14 protein-coding genes and 1 pseudogene are annotated in these 15,960 nt (G+C 61.2%); 5 read left to right on the top strand and 10 right to left on the bottom strand.

The window, feature by feature from the left end; translation table 11 throughout:
• Positions 1 to 123: 123 nt before the first annotated feature.
• Complete coding sequence (locus tag ASE26_RS15850; protein ID WP_055930208.1) at positions 124 to 1,752, bottom strand: oligopeptide:H+ symporter; 1,629 nt, start codon at positions 1,750 to 1,752, stop codon at positions 124 to 126.
• Positions 1,753 to 1,946: 194 nt separating this feature from the next.
• Between ASE26_RS15850 and ASE26_RS15845 the strand changes: the two genes are divergently transcribed.
• Both ASE26_RS15845 and ASE26_RS15840 read left to right on the top strand, forming a co-directional pair.
• A complete protein-coding gene (locus ASE26_RS15845; protein WP_057246538.1) occupies positions 1,947 to 3,554 on the top strand; it encodes an alpha-amylase family glycosyl hydrolase in 1,608 nt (535 codons plus the stop codon).
• An 84-nt stretch (positions 3,555 to 3,638) separates the two neighbouring features.
• Positions 3,639 to 5,513 (top strand): glucokinase, encoded by a 1,875-nt coding sequence (locus tag ASE26_RS15840; protein WP_055930214.1) that lies wholly within the window; start codon positions 3,639 to 3,641, stop codon positions 5,511 to 5,513.
• Between the two features lie 193 nt (positions 5,514 to 5,706).
• On the opposite strand, the gene ASE26_RS15835 is transcribed toward ASE26_RS15840, so the two are convergent.
• The 3 genes and pseudogenes from ASE26_RS15835 to ASE26_RS31555 all read right to left on the bottom strand — a co-directional run.
• Complete coding sequence (locus ASE26_RS15835) at positions 5,707 to 7,014, bottom strand: FAD-binding oxidoreductase (protein WP_055930217.1); 1,308 nt, start codon at positions 7,012 to 7,014, stop codon at positions 5,707 to 5,709.
• A 1-nt stretch (position 7,015) separates the two neighbouring features.
• Complete coding sequence (locus ASE26_RS31560; RefSeq protein WP_229208162.1) at positions 7,016 to 7,759, bottom strand: saccharopine dehydrogenase C-terminal domain-containing protein; 744 nt, start codon at positions 7,757 to 7,759, stop codon at positions 7,016 to 7,018.
• A 275-nt stretch (positions 7,760 to 8,034) separates the two neighbouring features.
• Positions 8,035 to 8,388, bottom strand: a pseudogene (locus ASE26_RS31555) (saccharopine dehydrogenase NADP-binding domain-containing protein); the annotation flags it as partial.
• A 190-nt stretch (positions 8,389 to 8,578) separates the two neighbouring features.
• On the opposite strand from ASE26_RS31555, the gene ASE26_RS15825 reads away from it, so the two are divergent.
• Positions 8,579 to 9,103 (top strand): PadR family transcriptional regulator, encoded by a 525-nt coding sequence (locus tag ASE26_RS15825; RefSeq protein ID WP_055930223.1) that lies wholly within the window; start codon positions 8,579 to 8,581, stop codon positions 9,101 to 9,103.
• Positions 9,103 to 10,338, top strand: a complete 1,236-nt coding sequence (locus ASE26_RS15820; protein ID WP_055930226.1) for an MFS transporter — start codon at positions 9,103 to 9,105, stop codon at positions 10,336 to 10,338. Before ASE26_RS15825 ends, ASE26_RS15820 begins: the two co-directional genes overlap by 1 nt.
• Here ASE26_RS15820 and ASE26_RS15815 read toward each other — a convergent pair.
• From ASE26_RS15815 to ASE26_RS15805, 3 genes are read right to left on the bottom strand one after another with little or no spacing between them, the layout of a single operon-like run.
• On the bottom strand, positions 10,316 to 10,936 hold the full coding sequence (locus tag ASE26_RS15815; RefSeq protein WP_057246537.1) for a hypothetical protein: 621 nt from the start codon (positions 10,934 to 10,936) through the stop codon (positions 10,316 to 10,318). The genes ASE26_RS15820 and ASE26_RS15815 overlap by 23 nt on opposite strands.
• Positions 10,937 to 10,939: 3 nt before the next feature.
• Positions 10,940 to 11,569, bottom strand: coding sequence for a glutathione S-transferase family protein (locus ASE26_RS15810; RefSeq protein ID WP_057246536.1), 630 nt, complete (start codon positions 11,567 to 11,569; stop codon positions 10,940 to 10,942).
• Between the two features lie 3 nt (positions 11,570 to 11,572).
• On the bottom strand, positions 11,573 to 11,935 hold the full coding sequence (locus ASE26_RS15805) for a hypothetical protein (protein WP_229207131.1): 363 nt from the start codon (positions 11,933 to 11,935) through the stop codon (positions 11,573 to 11,575).
• A gap of 245 nt (positions 11,936 to 12,180) precedes the next feature.
• Between ASE26_RS15805 and ASE26_RS15800 the strand changes: the two genes are divergently transcribed.
• Complete coding sequence (locus ASE26_RS15800) at positions 12,181 to 12,426, top strand: DUF6348 family protein (RefSeq protein ID WP_156409950.1); 246 nt, start codon at positions 12,181 to 12,183, stop codon at positions 12,424 to 12,426.
• Between the two features lie 78 nt (positions 12,427 to 12,504).
• On the opposite strand, the gene ASE26_RS31055 is transcribed toward ASE26_RS15800, so the two are convergent.
• From ASE26_RS31055 to groL, 3 genes are all read right to left on the bottom strand, one after another.
• Entirely contained in the window at positions 12,505 to 13,110 is a 606-nt protein-coding gene (locus tag ASE26_RS31055) for a PEP-CTERM sorting domain-containing protein (protein WP_055930239.1), read from the bottom strand.
• Between the two features lie 68 nt (positions 13,111 to 13,178).
• Positions 13,179 to 13,913: a DUF6882 domain-containing protein gene (locus ASE26_RS31050; protein ID WP_162259180.1), complete on the bottom strand. Its 735-nt coding sequence runs from the start codon at positions 13,911 to 13,913 to the stop codon at positions 13,179 to 13,181.
• A 397-nt stretch (positions 13,914 to 14,310) separates the two neighbouring features.
• Positions 14,311 to 15,957 carry a chaperonin GroEL gene (gene groL, locus ASE26_RS15780; protein WP_055930248.1) on the bottom strand — a complete coding sequence of 549 codons (1,647 nt, stop codon included), beginning with the start codon at positions 15,955 to 15,957 and terminating at the stop codon, positions 14,311 to 14,313.
• Between the last annotated feature and the right edge of the window lie 3 nt (positions 15,958 to 15,960).

Here is a 15,960-nt window from a genome sequence, read left to right as displayed (position 1 = left end):
GTAATGAAGCGGATGGCTTATGGGTATCGCGACTCCGAATTCTTCTTCTTGAAGATCAAAGCCGCGTTTCCCGGTAATCCGTGAAGAACCATAAAAAAGCCCGCCGGAGCGGGCTGGATTGGCTCAGGCCTTCTGCGGTTCCGGCGTGGTGCCGTAGCAGACTTGCGGTTCCGGCTCCTTGCGGTAGAAGTCCACCATCTTGTAGCGCATCGCGTACAGCGCGAAGCAGCCTGCCACCAGCGCGGCGAAGGCGGCGAAGAAGTACATCTGGAACGCCATCACGGAGAAGCCGGTGGTCTTGATATAGGCCGATACGGCGTCGTTCTTCACGCCAGCATTCAGGATCAGCACCCACAGGTTGCCAACCGTGACCGCCAGGTACCACAGTGCCATGATCACGCCCTTCATTGACGAAGGTGCCTGGGAATAGGCGAATTCGAGGCCAGTGGCGGATACCAGCACCTCGCCGAAGGTCAGCAGCGCATATGGCAGGATCTGCCACGCCATCGAAACTGGTGTGCCGCCATCCATCACCACTTGCAGCGTGCCGATCACCACCCAGGCCAGCGCCGAAACCAGGATGCCGGTGCCCATGCGGCGCAGCGGCGTCGGTTCGATGCCCAGCTTGCGAAGCAGCGGGAACAGGGCGATGTTGTTGAACGGGATCAGCAGCATCACCAGCAGCGGGTTCAGTGCCTGCATTTGCGCCGGCACGAAGGAGAACGACCAGCCCAGGAATTCATAGGTTGGATGCACCATGTCGTTGGCCTGTACGATCCAGGTCGAAGCCTTCTGGTCGAACAGGGACCAGAATGGGGTCACCATTGCGAACACGATGAAGATGCGCAGCACGGCACGCACGCCGTCCACCGCCTGGTCGCTATGCTTGCCGCGCGCGCGTTCAAGCTGCATCGAGGTGCCGATGCCGCCGAACGCCATCACCAGCACCAGGGCCGTACATGCCGCGATGACGAAGCCCCACGATGGGGTCATGGCCAGCGATACCAGGGCAGCGCCCACGCCGATCAATGCCACGGTCAGGCCTGGGCGGGATTGACCAGGCGCGGCCGACATCAGTGCGGTTCTGGCGACGCGGGTAAACGATTCCTCGCTAGGCTCCGAGGGCGGTACGTGGATGTACTTCCCGCGCCCGAGCCAGAACACGATGGTAGCGATGAACATCAGGATGCCCGGGATGCCGAATGCCACTGCAGGCCCGAAGTCCTTCAGGAAGATCGGCATCAGCAGGGAGGCGAAGAAGGAGCCGAAGTTGATGCTCCAGTAGAAGGCGTCGAACACCACTTTGGCCTTCTTCTTGTTGGTCTGGTCAAATTGGTCGCCGACGAAGGAAACCACCAGCGGCTTGATGCCGCCCGAGCCAAACGCAATCAGGAACAGGCCAAAGTAGAAGCCATTGAGGTTGCTCTCAAACAGGGCAAGGCAGGCATGCCCGGCGCAGTAGATCAGCGAAAACCAGAATACCGTGTTGTATTTGCCGAAGAAGCGGTCCGACAGCCAGCCGCCCAGCAGCGGGAAGAAATACACGCCGATCACGAAAGTATGGAATACGTGCTTTGCTTCGCTGGCGCGGTGCTCGGACGGGATGAACAGCAGCAGGGTGCTGATCAGGAACGGCACCAGGATATTGCGCATGCCGTAAAAACTGAAACGTTCGCAGGCTTCGTTGGTGATGATATACGGGATTTGCCTGGGCATCGGCCCGTTACCCTGTTCCAGTTCTTGCGTCGACATGAAGTCTCCCGATTCGAATAATGGCCGCGATGCTATGCGAACCCACCTGCGTTGGCAACTACTGGTTTCACTTACGTGTAGTTTGGCTACATCAAAAACACTAAGTTGTTGATTTTTAAGGATTCATAGTATTTGAACTTCCCCCATCCATGATGTATATTATCTACATAGTCGTTTTTTACGGGATTAGGAATATGAGCACACCTTGGTGGAAAGAAGCAATCATTTATCAGGTCTATCCGCGCAGTTACCTCGACACCAACGGTGACGGCATCGGCGACCTGAATGGCATCTCCGATCGCCTCGATTACATCGCCAAGCTGGGTGTGGACATCATCTGGATCTCTCCATTCTTCAAATCCCCGATGCGCGATTTCGGCTACGACGTCGCCGATTACTGCGACGTCGATCCGATGTTCGGCACCTTGGCCGACTTCGACCGCATGATTGCCAAGGCCCACGGCCTGGGCCTGAAGATCATGATCGACCAGGTCATGTCCCACACTTCCGAAGACCACCCATGGTTCAAAGAGAGCCGTTCTTCGCGCGACAATCCTAAATCCGACTGGTATGTCTGGGCCGATCCGCTGCCGGACGGGAATCCGCCTAACAACTGGCTGTCGGTTTTCGGTGGCTCGTCGTGGCAGTGGGATTCGCGCCGCAAGCAGTACTACATGCACAACTTCCTCGTCAGCCAGCCGGACCTGAACTTCCACCACCCGGACGTGCAGCAGGCCCACATTGACGCGCTGCGCTTCTGGCTGGAGCGCGGCGTCGACGGCGTGCGCATGGATGCCTGTAACTTCCACTTCCATGACCGCCAGTTGCGCAGCAACCCGCCGGCCCTCGTGCGCGACACCTCCACCGTGAGCGACGCCAATCCCTACGGCATGCAGGCGCACATCCACGATAAGAGCCAGCCTGAAAACGTGGCCTTCCTCGAAAAGCTGCGCGTGCTGCTGGATGAATACGGCGCGGTGGCGATCGGCGAAGTGGGCGCCGACGATTCGCTGGCCGTCATGGCTGAATACACCGCCGGCGGCAACAAGCTGCACATGGCTTACAGCTTCAACCTGCTGACCGCAGACAGCAGTGCGGGCCACATCCGCAAGCAGGTGGAAGACTTCAAGGCGCGCGTCAAGGACGGCCAGCCATCCTGGTCGGTCGGCAACCATGATGCGGTGCGCGTGGTGACGCGCTGGAAGGGCATGAGCAACCAGGCGGCGTTCGCCAAGCTGGTGCTGGCCATGCAGTTGTCGCTGAAAGGCACTCCTTGCCTTTACCAGGGGGATGAGCTGGCGTTCAGCGAGGCCGATGTGCCTTATGAGCTGATCCAGGATCCCTACGGCAAGACCTTCTGGCCCGAGTTCAAGGGCCGCGACGGCTGCCGTACGCCGATTGCCTGGACTGCCGGTGCGCATGGCGGCTTCACTTCCGGCACACCGTGGCTGCCGGTGGCCGAGGAGCACAAGGCCATTGCCGCCTCGCTTCAGGAAGAGGACCCGAATTCGCCGCTGAACTTCGCGCGCCGCATGATCGCCTGGCGCAAAACCATGCCGCAGCTGACGCGCGGCGACATTGTGTTCTACGACGCGCCGGAGCCGGTACTGGCGCTGCGGCGCGACCTGGAAGGTGAACGCAGCGTGATCGCGGTGTTCAACCTGGGAGCCGCGCCGGTGAACTTCCAGCTGCCGGTGGCCCAAGGGGCGCAGAAGCTGGAGCAGCCTGGTTTGCCGGGCGAAGTGCTGGACGGCGAGGTCCAATTGCCAGGCTATGGCGCGTGGTTCGGCTACGCAGTATAAATATAAGAGGCCCCGTCTACGCACGGGGCCTTGTTTTTCGGGTATCCTCCCGCCTTTAAGGCATTATCTAATACTTAAAAGACAATGAAACAGATAGAGGCAGACCCAAAAGCTAACCGATCCGCTTTTGCGGACGGGCCCCGCCTGCTGGCTGACATCGGTGCCACCCACGCGCGCCTGGCGCTGCAAACCGCTCCCGGCGAGTTCCAGTCGGTGCGCGTGCTGCAGTGCGACGACTTCACCGGCATCGTTCCGCTGCTGCGCAACTACCTGGCGGACCACGGAGACGTCAGCCTCAACCACGGCGCGCTGGCGCTGGCCAACCCGGTGCATGGCGACTACATTCGCATGACCAACCGCGATTGGCAGTTCTCCACCGACGAAGTGCGGCGCGAACTGGGCCTGCATACCCTGCTGGTGGTGAACGACTTCACCGCGCTGGCAATGGCCATCCCGGGCTTCAAGGCGGACGATTTGATGCAGGTCGGCGGCGGCTCCCCGGCGCAGAACTCGGTGATCGGCGTGCTCGGTCCCGGCACTGGCCTGGGCTGCTCCGGCGTGATCCCGACCACCGACGGTTTCGTGACCTTGGGTTCCGAAGGCGGCCATACCAACTTTGCACCGGCCGACGAGCGCGAATACGCGATCCTGCAATACGCCTGGCAGACCTGGCCGCACGTTTCCAACGAACGCCTGATTTCCGGCCCCGGCATGGAAATCATCTACCGCGCCCTGGCGCGCCGCAACGGCCTGAGTGTGCGTGACCTGACGTCGCAGCAGATCATCGCCGGTGCACTGAAAGACCAGAACGAACTGTGCGTCGAAGTGCTGGAATGCTTCAGTGCCATGCTGGGCGGCGCCGCCGCCAACCTGGCCGTGACACTGGGCTCCTTCGGCGGCATCTTCATCGGCGGCGGCATTGTGCCGCGCATGGGCGAATGGTTCAGGGAATCGCCGTTCCGCAGCCGTTTTGAGGCCAAGGGGCGCTTCTCGTCCTACCTGGCCGACATCCCGACTTACGTCATCACCACGCCGAATCCAGCCTTTTACGGCGTTGCGACGATTTTGTCCGAGCACCTGCGCGGCCGCACCGGCGCCAATACGCTGATGGAGCGCGTGCAGTCGCTGAAGTCGGAACTGACGCCGGCCGAACAGCGCGTCGCGCAGCTGGTGATCGAGCAACCGCGCCTGGTGCTCAACGAACCGATTGCCGATATCGCGCGCCTGGCGGAAGTATCGCAGCCGACCGTGATCCGCTTCTGCCGCTCGCTGGGCTTCCAGGGCCTGGCGGACTTCAAGCTGAAGTTCGCCTCCAGCCTGACCGGCGCTATTCCGGTGCGCCACAGCCAGGTGCGCGTCTCCGACAGCACGCACGACCTGAGCGCCAAGGTGATCGACAACACCGTTTCCGCGATCCTGAAATTCCGCGACCAGATGGACGTGCATTCGCTGGACCGCGCGATCGAATTGCTGTCCAAGGCCAAAAAGGTCGAGTTCTACGCCATGGGCAATTCGCGCGTGGTGGCGCTGGATGGCCAGCACAAGTTCTTCCGCTTCCGCATCCCGACCGCCGCCTACGGCGACTCGCACCTGTTCAAGCTGGCTTCCGAACTGCTGAAGCCGGGCGACGTGGTGATCGCGATCTCAAACTCCGGCAAGCTGCCGGAACTGGTGGAGGCCGTGGAATCGGCGCGCAATGCCGGCGCCGACGTCATCGCCATCACCAGCAGCCAGACGCCGCTGGCCAAGAAGGCCACGGTCTGCCTGGCGGTTGATCATACGGAAGACAGCAGTGCCTTCCTGTCGATGATTTCGCGCATCCTGCAACTGCTGCTGATCGACATCCTGTCGGTTGGCATCTCGCTGGACGAGCAGAATGCCGAACTGGTGCTCGAGCACAAAGCCAACGGCGTGGTGCAGGAAAGCCGCCGCCTGCAGATCTCCCACCTGGATAACTGATTAAAAGTCGGGGTCAGCTCCGGCAATCGGACAAACGCGCAGCGTTTGTCCGATTGCCGGAGCTGACCCCGACTTNGCTGGTATTGGGCATGCTCTACTTCCAGATGCGGGATATGTTTTGAAAGTCGGGGTCAGCTCCGGCAATCGGACAAACGCGCAGCGTTTGTCCGATTGCCGGAGCTGACCCCGACTTTCAAAACATATCCCGCATCTGGAAGTAGAGCATGCCCAATACCAGCGCCGGTGTACGCAGCAGCGTGCCGCCGGGGAAGGGGGCGTGCTTGACGCGCGCGAAGATGTCGAAGCGCTCCGCCTGTCCGGCAATCGCCTCCGCCACCAGCAGGCCTGCCATGCCGGTGAAGGCCAGGCCATGGCCTGAGAAGCCTTGCATGTAATAGATGTTGTGGCCGATCCGCCCCAGGTCCGGTGCGCGGTTCATGCTGATGTCGATGAAGCCGCCCCACGCGTAGTCGATGCCGACGTCGGACAGTTGGGGAAACACCGCCACCATGCGGCGCCGGATGCGTTCCACCAGGTTGGCAGGTGTCTTGGCGCTGTAGCTGTCGCCGGCTCCGAACAGCAGCCGGTGGTCGGCGCTGAAGCGGAAATAATCCAGCACGAAGTTCGTGTCGGATACGGCGCTGCGGCGCGGCAGAAGGCTTTCGGCGAATTCTTTGCTGAGCGCCTCGGTGGCGACAATGTAAGTCCCGACCGGCATGATGCGAGCGCTTACCTGCGGCACCAGGTTGCCATATTCCGCAAGATAGACATTCGCGCCCAGCACCACAAAGCGCGCCGCCACCTGCCCCTGCGCGGTGTGCACCAGTGCCGTGTCGCCGCGTTCCAGCAGGAAGACCGGCGAATCCTCGAACACGCGTACGCCTGCCGCCATTGCTGCGCGCCCGAGTCCGAGCGTGTATTTGAGCGGGTGGACATGTCCGCCGCCCATATCGGCAACGCCTGCGTGAAAGCGCGGGCTGTCGATCCAGCGCCCGATTTCGTGCGGCGATATCCAGTGGAGTGGATAACCGTAAGCCTTTTCCACATGCCGTCCCCACGCTTCCAAAGCGCGCATCTTGCTGGCCTTGACAGCGAGGCTCAGCGCACCGGGCTTGAAATCGCAATCGATGCTGTACTTGTCGATGCGCTTGCGCAGCAGTTGCACGCTTGCCACCGAGGCATCCCAGGCGCGGCGCGCATCGTCGCGCGGCAACTGGCGCTCGATCGCGCTCTCGCCATCGCTGCCGAAGCCCGGCAGTACCTGGCCACCATTGCGGCCCGATGCGCCCCAGCCCAAGCGCTGGGCTTCCAGCAGCACGACGGAATAGCCGCGTTCGCCCAGCTCCAGCGCGGCGGACAGGCCGGCCAGGCCGCCGCCGACCACGCAAACGTCGGCGCTGGTGCTGCCGGCCAATGGCGGCAGGGCAGCAGCACGCTGCACGCTGGCCTCATAGTAAGAGTTTTCGATAACGCCCAGCTCTTTGCGCAGCAGCGTGCCCATATCAGGTGACGCGGAAATTCAGGAACTGCCAGGGATCGTCTTGGTCGTGTGGCTCGTCGAACAAGCCGCTGCGTTCCTTGAGCGGCGTCCAGTCGCCGTATACGCCGACCAGTTCGCCCAGGTAGGGCGCGGCGATTTCCATGATGAGCTGGTCGTCGATATCGTCCGGCTCCACTACGCCGCAATCCGGGTGGCGCAGCGCCCACGCCATCCCGCCCAGGATGCCGGCCACCACTTGCAGCGAAGTAGCCGAGTTATGTGGCGCCAGCTTGCGCGCCTGCTCGATGCTCAGGCGCGAGCCGTACCAGTAGGTGCCTTTGGCGTTGCCCATCAGGAGCACGCCCAGTTCGTCCATGCCGCTTTGGATTTCCTCGCCGATGATGCGCTGCCGGCTTTGCTGCCGCCAGTTTTTACCAGCCATCTCGTGCAGCGACAGCACGGCGTCGTCGCATGGATGGTAGGCGTAGTGCACGGTGGGGCGGTAGACTACTTCATTGTTCTCACGCAGCGTCAGGTGGTCCGCAATTGAGATCGATTCGGCATGCGTGACCAGAAAGCCGTGGTAAGGGCCTTCCAGCGGGGTCCAGCTGCGCACCCGTGTGGCGATGCCGGGCCGCTTCAGGTAAATGGCGGCGTCGCTGCCGTAGCCGTGGCGCGCCGCATCGGCCGGCCAGTGTTTTTCGTGGCTGCCCCAGCCAGCTCCGCCGGTTGCAAGCCCTCGCTGACAAAGCCGTCCACCGACCAGGTGTTGACGAATTCGTCGCGCCCTTTGCGGCGGCTGGCGACTTGCGTATCGCGCTCGGCGATATGGATTACCTTGATCTCCAGTTTCTGCGCCAGCTTGGCCCAGTCTTCGTAGCAGGCGGGACGCTCCACTTCAAGGTGCTGGTCGCGCGCCATGTTCATCAGCGCCTGTTTCACCAGCACGGAAGCCAGGCCCGGGTTGGCGCCCTGCGTGACGACTGCCGTTGCGCCGTGGCGCTTGTCGAGGCGAAAGGCCAGCACAGCCTCGCGCAACGCGTAATTCGAACGGCGCGACAGCGACAGCCGCTCGTCGTCGTAAAACCCCTTCCAGGGCTCGGTGCAGGTGTCGAGATAAAGCACGCCGCGCCGCCAGCAGTAGCGGATCAGGTCCAGGCTCGATACGTCGACCGAGAGGTTGAGCAGGAAGTCGCCTTGCTCCAGCAGGGGATCGAGGATGCTCTCGAGATTCCCTTCCTGCAGCGGCGTGGCTTCATAGGTAATGCCATATTCCTCGGCGATCCCGCTCTTGTCCGGGCCGCGCGACACCACCGTGACGCGCGCAGGCTCGAGCTCAAAGTGACGTAACAGCAGCGGCACCACCGCCTGGCCAACGCTGCCGAATCCGAGCATGACCAGGCGCCCCGGTAATGTGCCGTATTTTTTATGCGTATCCATCCAACCTCCCGTATGTGAGCCCATTGTGTGGCGCACGCTGCTTGCCTTCCATGCGGGATTTAACATTCCAGGCTTCTTGCATTTTGCAAAAAATAAGTTAAGATATGTCTTATTACGATATATCTTAACTATTCAGGAGAAAGCGATGTTCCATTTCTTCCGTGGCCACCATCGGCTGCATCATGAGCACCACCATCACCAGCGCGGCGGCGGCCGCGGTCCCAAGATGTTCGATGCAGGCGCCATGCGCTACGTGGTGCTGCAGCTGATTGCCGACAAGCCGCGCCATGGCTACGAGATCATCAAGGAGCTGGAAGCGCTGACCGGCGGCAGCTATTCGCCCAGCCCGGGCGCGATTTACCCGCTGCTGTCGATGATGGCCGACATGGGCCATGTCGACATCGTCAAGGACGGCAACAAGAAGCTGTATTCGGTGCTGCCGGAAGGGCAGCAGTTCCTCGATGAGAACCGCAATATGGTGGATGCCTACATGGCGCGCCTGGTCGAGAACGCGCGCGGCGAGGACGGTGGCGATCTGCGCACCCTGATGCACGCGCTGAAAGACGCGGTGATCACCCGCGGCCGCGGACCGCGTACCAGCCGCGAGCACGTCGACGCAATTCGCGCTATCCTCAAGCGCGCCATCAACGACATTAACCAACTTAGCTGATGACCCAGAAACTCACTCCTCAACGCGAACGCACGGTGCTCTGGCTGCTGGCGTTCATCCAATTCACCGTCATCATGGACTTCATGGTCATGATGCCGCTCGCGCCGCAGCTGATGAAGGCGTTCGCCATCTCGGCGGCCCAGGTTTCCGGCGCCGTGTCGGCCTACGCGTGGTGCGCCGGGCTTTCCGGCTTGCTGGCGGCAACCTATGCCGACCGTTTTGACCGCAAGAAGCTGCAGCTGGTGGTGTTCATGCTGTTCAACCTGTCGAACCTGGCCTGCGCGCTGGCGCCGAACTTCCACGTGCTGGTACTGTCGCGCGCCTTTGCCGGCATGACCGGCGGCGTGCTCGGTGCGATCAGCATGTCCGTCATCGCCGACCTGATTCCGCAGGAACGCCGCGGCGCCGCCACCGGTGTCGTGATGACTTCCTTCAGCATGGCCGCGATTGCGGGTGTGCCGGTCGGCGTGATGCTCGGCGCGCACTTCGGCTGGCAGTCGCCGTTCTACCTGCTGGTCGTGCTGTCGATGATCGTATGGGTAGCCGCTGCGCGCACGCTGCCATCGATGACTGCGCACCTGGCGAACGCACCGGTGCCGCTGGCACGCGTGCTGCCCGAGCTGTTTGGCTTGTTTACGGTAGGCGCCCACTTACGCGGCTTCCTGCTGTGCTTTGTGGTCACGGTCAGCGGCATGATGGTGATCCCCTTCATTTCGCCCATGCTGGTCGGCAACCTCGGCATCGAGCCGGCGCAGATCAGCTACGTCTACCTGTGCGGCGGCATTGCAACCCTGTTCAGCTCACGCCTGATTGGCGGCTGGTCGGACAAGGCCGGCAAGCAGCGCGTGTTTCGCTGGATGGCGCTGTTCTCCATCGCGCCAACGCTGTTCATGACCCACATGCCGCAAATCCCGCTGCTGGCGATCATGCTGTTCTTCCCGTTCTTCATGGTGGCGATGTCCGGCCGTTTCGTGCCGCTGCAGGCGCTATTGACCACCATCCCCGAGCCGCAGCGGCGCGGCGCCTTCCTGAGCGCGAATGCGGCGGTACAGCAGATGGGAACGGGGATTGGCGCGTTTGCCGGCGGCCTGCTGGTGCATACCGATGCGGCGGGCCACGTGCTTGGCTATGGAACCATCGGCCTCATAGCGTCGGCGCTGTTGTTCTTCTCGGTGTGGTGGGTTGGGCGAGTGCAGGGCGCACCCGCGCCGCTTACTGCGCGTTCCCCTGCCTGACCACCAGGTCCAGCAGGCGCTGGCCTTGCTCGAGGACGGGCTTGGCCAGTTCGTCGCGCACGATGTCGCTGAAGAAGCCGTCGGTGACGCGGTTGCCATCCTGCGACAGGAAAGTAAAGCGCAACTGGCCCGCGCCGGGCGCATATACCGGCTTTTGCCGGGAGGCCTTGATAAAGGCCGGAATGGCGCTTGCCACCAGCGCTTTCGCCTGCGCCGCCACATCGGCCGGCGCACCTTCGAATACTGCGGTGCGGCCGGTCTGGTTGATGTAGCGCACGCGCCCGTCGGCGTAGGCGGCCAGGGTGTCCATGCTGCCGTCCAGCGGCACTTCGATGACTACGCCAAGTACTTCCGCTGCGGCAGGCACATGGCCGCTGGCGCGCAGCCATTGCGCTGCCAGCAGGCGCACGCGCGATTCTTCGTTGGGGTCTTGCGCGATGGCTTGCACCACCCGTGCATCGGGAGCTTCGCCAAAGAGCTGGCCGACATCGTCGGCGAACAGCATCTTATGCACGGTATTCAAATCTTCCGTGCCGTAAGGCGCATCAGCGCGGGTTTTCGATTTGGCGCTGAACGCCGCAAACAACTTCTTGAACATCTTTTACCATCCAGTGAGTGCTTCGACTTGCGTAATGTGGCGCCAGCTTGGGTGGGCGCGCATCATGTCGGCATATTTTTGCAATGCCGGCCAGGCAGTTGCAGGACGCGCCATATTACGCGACCAGCGCATATACATGGTCAGCATCAGGTCCGCGCCGGAGAACGATTCGCCCAGCAGGTAAGGGCCGTTATCGGCCAGGCGGGCATCCAGCATCGCCCACGTTGATTCGATGCGTTGCTGGATGGCGCTGCGCAGCGCGCTGTCTTCTTTCGTGCCGGCGAGGTCGGCCGGGTAGAACCACAGGCGGAAATTATTGCCAAGGCTGTTTGCCAGCATCATGATCAATTCATACCATTCGGCGCGCGCCAGCGAAGCGGCGGGCGGCGCCAGGTTCGATTGCGGGTGGCGTTCGGCAAGCATCATCATGAGGGCAGCCGATTCGGTGAAGGGCTTGCCGTCGATGATGAGGGCAGGGACCTTGCCCTGCGGGTTGATGCGCAGGTATTCCGGACTGCGCTGCTGGCCCGCTTCGATGTCGACTTCCACCAGCTGGTAAGGCGCGCCGATCTCTTTCAGGGCCGCGTGGATCGCAAGGCTCGCCGTGCCGCGGCCGTAGTAGAGGGTGTACATGGACTATTCCTTCAAGCCTTTACGCCATTGATCGAGCGACATCAGCTCGCCGCTGACATCATCTTCCACGAGGATTTCGCCGTTCACGTGCGAGACCAGGAAGCTGGCCACAGCTTGCGCCATGTCGTCGCCGTTTTCCACGAAAATGAGCTGGTAGTAGGGGCTGCCTTTCACATCGCGCGGCGCCGGATCGGTTTCAAGCAGCGCGCCATGCCGCTCGCCGCCGCTGCGTTTTTCGATGGCATCGGCCAGCTGTTTCAATTCCGGCAGCGCCATCAGCTTTTCCACCGCCTGGTCGCGGCTTACGTTCGCTTTCGCCGCTTGCACGGAGGCGGCCGCGGCGACCACCGTCGACGTTGCTGTCATATTGGGCTTGTGATTGCTTGCGTACCAGGCGCCGACAGCGGCAACAAGAAGACCGGCAACGCTACCGGCGATAGCAGATTTACGGGAAGAAGACATATGTTGCGCATCCCTGCGGTGAAAGTGCGCCAATACTAACAGATCTGAATCCCAATTTTGGAGGCGGCGCGTGGGAAATGCCGCAGCCCTCGGAGGATGGCGCCCCTGGCTTACTGCGCAAAGTGTTCATGGGGCCATACGCGCACCACATGACAGCCACCCCTGCCGGAGAGGAGTGCGGCGACCACGATTCCTGCCCCTGCTGCCCGTTCACGAATTCGATTGATGCCTTCAGCGAGCAGCTTGCAGCGCAGGCATTCTTCGGCATCCGTTTATACGCGTGCAGGGATGATAATGGCATGCTCGCTGCCGATTGCCGGGTCAACGGCGAAGACTTTCCTGCGGGCGCCGAACTTCTGAGGGCGGTGATCCGCAACGCACAGCTGACTCAATGAATTGATGAGCCGGCAGGCAGAGTAAAAAAGCCTGCGAGGCGTGAACCTGGCAGGCTTCCGAGTACGGAGAGTGGACGCTTACTGCTTGCGGCGGCGCAGGGTTAAACCCATCATGCCCAGGCCGAGCAGCAGCGAGGCGATAGTTGCCGGCTCCGGTACGGCGGCCGTCAGCGAGACGTTATCGAGCGAACCGCCGATGCTGTCGCTGATGCCGGAAGCCTTGAAACTCAGGTTCGACAGGCTGCCAACAGCAAACATCGACAACTCAATCTTGAACCAGTTGGTCTTGGAGGTGAAGTTGTCCTGCTCGACGTGCTTCAGCAGGTTGCCGTTCCACAGGACGTCAATGCCGTTGGTGGCAGCCGAGGTATTTTCACGCGGGGCATAGAAAAAGGACAGGTTGTACTCGCCGCCAGCAATGGTGTCGATGGTCTGGCTGATCCAGCTATTGCCCGTGGAATCCAGCTCCAGGAAGTTGCCGCCGTCCTGCGCTGTGCCGGCCACGTTATTGCGTACTTCAACGCCCTTCGAACCTACACTCCATCCATCGAGCCCGGATTTGATGGTCCAGGAACCAGCGGCTATCGGGTTCTTTTCAAAGCTGCCATTGGTGATCAGGTCGATCGGGCCGGCGTAGGCGGAGCCTGCAGCGAAAAACAGGAAGGCGGTCAGAAGTTTCTTCATCTTGTCGAAATTAAATGAACGTTGCGCAAAAGTTATTGTGATTGTAGCACGGTTGAGTGCAGGCTTGCTCACTCGCGCCGTTTTACCGACATAACGACCATGTGGTGATAGCCGCCATCTGTTTTGATCGCGAAGCACCCTATGCCGCGCAATACGTCTGCGGCCACGACAGTCATGTCCTTCGCATCCTGATGATCGGCTCTCCATGTCGGGACAGTGAGGCGGGGATAAGCGCGCTGTTCGCCAAAGTCGCGAAAGGCAGCGATGCGGGAGCGAACTGGCTCCAGCAGGTCGAAGTTCGCCCAGGACCACGTCCAGGTATTGCTGTCGGTTGAATGGGTGCCGACGAATTCGACGTCGGCCACAATCTGCAAGTGATCGCCGTGAATGAAAACCAGTTGCGCGCTTCGCTGGTAACAGTCCCAGACCGGATAATTCCGGAGGCCGAAGACATCGGTCATGGCTCCTGGCTGGGCCCATTCGGCTTTGCGCAAGGTCTCCAGGTAGTGAGTCCATTCAGCCTGCCTGGCGTCGTCCAGGCAGGTGATGCTTTGCGCCATGGCGCCTTCATAGCAATGCCCGCAAATTACATCGATCTCGACTTCACCTTCGTTCATGGCGTTCCATCCGCCTTCACGCTCATATACCTCATTACATACCGCACACCAGGCGTCGCGCCAGGCGGCATCTTTTTCAGGGTAGCCGCAATGCCATTTTTGAGCCGGATTCCCGATCAAATGGCTGCAAACGTAAACGAAGCCGCTTTCGCCGTGAGCGGGGCAGATAATGGTTGCGATTGTCATGGTGGCGAGTCTATCAGCGAACTTTTTTGCGTCCTTACCTCACCATCTGCTGGCGGTTGAACAAGGGATGAGTCGCCACGATGCGCGTGTTGAGCATGGTCAGGATGTGGAGTTGGTAATGATTGCGTGCATCCGCTGGATGGCAAGAGCCTTCCATGCGTCAGTGGTGCGGTCTCGGACATCATTGTCGATTGCGGAAACGTATGCAATGGTTGCGATTGTCATGGCAAAGGCAGTGGCCAGATACGGCTAGCGCCCCAAGTGCCCACAAGCCCAACTGGGAGACTCGCGATCAGAGGTACAAGAACAGGAAATGAAAAAAGCCCACCCGCACAGAGCGCGGGCTGGGCCGCGTTCTGGCAAGTGGGCTTTTTTGTGAGCTCGGTGAGCCGGCTGATTACATCATGCCGTCCATGCCACCCATGCCGCCCATGCCACCCATACCGCCCATGCCGCCGGCTGGCTTGTCTTCCGTGACTTCAGCAACCATGCAGTCGGTGGTCAGCATCAGGCCAGCGATGGAAGCTGCGTTCTGCAGTGCGGAACGAGTTACCTTGGCTGGGTCCAGGACGCCCATTTCAACCATGTCGCCGTAGGTGCCGTTGGCAGCGTTGTAGCCGTAGTTGCCGGAACCAGCCAGCACTGCGTTTACAACCACCGAAGCTTCTTCGCCGGCGTTGGTGACGATCATGCGCAGTGGCTCTTCCATTGCGCGCAGGACGATCTTGATACCTGCTTCCTGGTCGGCGTTGTCGCCTTTCACGTTCAGGTTGGCGCGGGCACGCAGCAGGGCTACGCCGCCGCCTGGAACAATGCCTTCTTCCACAGCTGCGCGGGTTGCGTGCAGTGCGTCTTCAACGCGTGCCTTCTTCTCTTTCATTTCGACTTCGGTGGCTGCGCCAACCTTGATCACGGCAACACCGCCGGCCAGCTTGGCCACGCGCTCTTGCAGTTTTTCGCGGTCGTAGTCGGAGGTCGCGCCTTCGATCTGGGTGCGGATCTGTGCCACGCGGCCTTCGATCGCGGAGGCTTCGCCTGCGCCGTCGATGACGATGGTGTTTTCCTTGCCCACTTCGATACGCTTGGCTTGGCCCAGTTCTGCCAGGGTGGCTTTTTCCAGGGTCAGGCCGACTTCTTCAGCAACAACCTGGCCGCCGGTCAGGATGGCGATGTCTTCCAGCATTGCCTTGCGACGGTCGCCGAAGCCAGGAGCTTTCACTGCGCAGGTCTTCAGGATGCCGCGGATGTTGTTGACCACCAGGGTCGCCAGTGCTTCGCCTTCGATGTCTTCAGCGATGATCAGCAGTGGACGGCCGGCTTTCGCTACTTGCTCCAGTACCGGCAGCAGGTCGCGGATGTTGGCGATCTTCTTGTCGCATAGCAGAACGAATGGGTTCTCCAGTACGGCAACTTGCTTCTCTTGGTTATTGATGAAGTATGGGGACAGGTAGCCGCGGTCGAACTGCATGCCTTCCACGATGTCCAGCTCGTCGTGCAGGGACTTGCCGTCTTCCACGGTGATGACGCCTTCCTTGCCCACTTTTTCCATCGCTTCAGCGATACGGTCGCCGATCGAGGTTTCGGAGTTGGCGGAGATCGCGCCAACCTGGGCGATTTCCTTGGAGGTGGTGGTTGGCTTGGACATGGACTTCAGCTGTTCGACGGTGGCAGCAACTGCCTTGTCGATGCCGCGCTTCAGGTCCATTGGGTTCATGCCGGCGGCAACGTATTTCATGCCTTCGCGCACGATGGCCTGGGCCAGCACGGTTGCGGTGGTGGTACCGTCACCGGCGTTGTCGGAGGTCTTGGAAGCAACTTCCTTGACCATCTGCGCGCCCATGTTCATCAGCTTGTCTTTCAGTTCGATCTCTTTAGCGACCGACACGCCGTCCTTGGTGACGGTCGGGGCGCCGAAGGAGCGCTCCAGCACCACGTTGCGGCCTTTAGGGCCCAGGGTGACTTTAACTGCGTTGGCGAGGATGTTCACGCCTTCGACCATCTTGGCACGGGCGGAATCGCCGAAAATGACTTCTTTAGCTGCCATGTT

It is taken from the genome of Duganella sp. Root198D2 (assembly GCF_001428585.1).
Taxonomy (GTDB): domain Bacteria; phylum Pseudomonadota; class Gammaproteobacteria; order Burkholderiales; family Burkholderiaceae_D; genus Rugamonas.
This window is presented reverse-complemented; position numbering and strand designations above follow the sequence as displayed.